The organism is Candidatus Methylomirabilota bacterium (genome assembly GCA_035260325.1).
GTDB lineage: Bacteria > Methylomirabilota > Methylomirabilia > Rokubacteriales > CSP1-6 > AR19.
The window spans coordinates 1-2,290 of record DATFVL010000118.1; the positions used below are offsets into that span (position 1 = coordinate 1).

Consider the following 2,290-nt stretch of genomic DNA (forward strand, 5'->3'; position numbering starts at 1 on the left):
CCCGTCGCGGTCGAGCAGCGGGACGAGGACCGCCGCGCGCACGAGGGGCCCGTGCGGCACGACGCGCCGGCGGCGTCCCGCCAGGCGCTCGCGGGTGCGGGCGACCAGCGCCTCCAGGGTCATCACGACATGACGAAGCCGCCGTCCACGTTGAGCGCCTGGCCGGTGATCCCGGCCGAGGCCGGGAGGGCCAGGAACAGGGCGGCGTGCGCGATCTCGCCCGCCTCCATCATGCGGCGCTGCGGCACCTGGCGCTTGTAGTACCGGTCGAAGATCTCCTCGCCGGGCATCGGGCCGGCTTTCGTGGACTGCACCGCGACGCCCATGCCCGCCCGGACGTACCCCGGGCAGATCGCGTTGACGGTGATGCCGGGGTAGCCTTGGCTGCCGAGCTCGGCGGCGAGGGCGCGCGTCAGGCCGATGACGCCGTGCTTCGAGGCCGCGTACGCGGTGACGAAGCCGGAGCCGCCCATCCGCCCAAGGACCGACGCGATCGTGACAATCCGGCCGCGCTTCTGCGCCATCATCTGCGGGAGCGCGGCGCGGATCGCCCGGTAGGTGCCGTTGAGATTCACGTCGATGACGCGCGTCCACGCGCCCTCGTCCTGCTCCGCGAGGAGCCCGGACGCGCCGAGGCCCGCGCACGTCACGAGCACGTGGAGCCCGCCGAACTCCTTGACCGCGCGCGCGGCGAGTGCCTGCATGTCCGCCGAGCGCCCCACGTCGCCCCGCTGGGCGACGGCGCGCCCGCCGGCGCCGCGCGCCTCGTCGGCGACGCGCTCGACCGAGTCGGCGAGGTCCCCCAGCACGAGCGCCGCGCCCTCCGCCGCGAACGCGAGCGCGATCGCGCGGCCGATGCCGCCCCCGGCGCCGGTGATGACGACCGCATCGTCCCGAAAATCCACCGCGGCCTCAGGCGACGCGGACGCCGACCGAGCCGAGGCGCGTGAAGGTCGCGCGCACCGTGTCGCCGGCCTTGGGGCGGAGGAGGAGCGAGACCGAGCCCGACATGACGAGGTCGCCCGCCCTGAGCCCGAGGCCGCGCGCGCCCAGGTGGTTGGCGATCCACGCGAGCGAGTTGAGCGGGTCGCCCATCACCTCGGCCGCGGCGTTGGTGGCGGCGATCGCGCCGTTCAGCTCGTAGACGAGGCCCTCGACGGCGAGGTCGAGCCGGGCGACATCGGTCACCGGCGCGCCGACGACGATCGCGTTGGCGTAGACGCCGTCGGCGATCAGGTCCGTGCTGACGGGCTTGCCGCTGTAGCGGAAGTCCACCAGCTCGAGGGCGGGCGTGGCACCCTGCACCGCCGCGCGCGCCCGCGCCGCCGTCACGCCGGGGCCCGCGAGGTCCTCCCGCATGACGAAGCACACCTCGGCCTCGACGACGAGGGTCACGAAGCGGGAGGCCGGGACCTCGGCGGGGCTCGGCAGGACGCCGGACGCCAGGAGGAACGCGCACACGGGCTCGTCCGTGCCGAAGGCGGCCTGCGCCGCCTTGTTGGTGAAGCCCGCCTTCCAGCCGACGACGCGCTCGCCGCGCGCCACGAGCGCCTCGCGCAGGCGGTCCTGGACGGCATACGCCTCGACGGCCGTGAGGGCCCGCCGCGCGCTCGGCGGCGGGAGCGCGCGGTGGTGCTCGCGCGCCGCGAGCAGCTCGGCCACGAGGTGGTCGCTCACGCGCGCAGCCTACAGCCGGAGTCGGGCGCGGCGCAACCAGACGAGCGACCAGAGGAAGACCACGCCGGACGCCGCGAGGAGGACGGCGTTCGGCCCGGCCGCGTCCGTGGCGCCGAGGAACGCCGTGAGGATCGTGAAGACCGTGTTGTTGATCACGTGGCAGGTGATCGCGGGGAGCGCGCTCCCCGCGAGCTCGGTGATCCAGCCGAGGTAGAGCCCGAGGACGAACGCGAGCGCGGCGTGGATCCACTCGAGGTGCATGAGCCCGAAGGCGAGGCTCGTCACGAGCACGGCGGCGGGCGGCGGGAGGCGCTGGCCGAGCCGCGTCTGCATGTAGCCGCGGAAGAAGATCTCCTCCGCGCTCGCGGCGAGCACGCCGATCACCAGGACGGCCAGGAAGAGCTCGGGCCCCACGGCGCCGGTCAGCGCGTTCCGGATCGCGACTATCGCGCTCTGCTGCCCCAGGCCGACGAGGAGCGTCAGTGAGTCGAGCGCCTGGCCGAGCCCCAGCATGCCGACGACCGTCACGAACAGCATGCGGCCGGACTCCCAGCCCGGCGTGAGGCGGAGAAGGAGCGGCTCGAACGGACGGTTGAACGCGAGGACCGTGAGG

The 2,290-nt window shown here is 74.5% G+C and carries 3 protein-coding genes; all 3 read right to left on the minus strand.

Annotated features, from left to right (window positions below; genetic code table 11):
• Nucleotides 1-122: 122 nt before the first annotated feature.
• Nucleotides 123-905 carry an SDR family NAD(P)-dependent oxidoreductase gene (locus VKG64_07995; protein HKB24982.1) on the minus strand — a complete coding sequence of 261 codons (783 nt, stop codon included), beginning with the start codon at nucleotides 903-905 and terminating at the stop codon, nucleotides 123-125.
• Nucleotides 906-912: 7 nt separating this feature from the next.
• Nucleotides 913-1,677, minus strand: coding sequence for a fumarylacetoacetate hydrolase family protein (locus tag VKG64_08000; GenBank protein HKB24983.1), 765 nt, complete (start codon nucleotides 1,675-1,677; stop codon nucleotides 913-915).
• A 9-nt stretch (nucleotides 1,678-1,686) separates the two neighbouring features.
• The coding region (locus VKG64_08005; GenBank protein ID HKB24984.1) for a CPBP family intramembrane glutamic endopeptidase at nucleotides 1,687-2,290 on the minus strand (604 nt) is incomplete at its 5' end.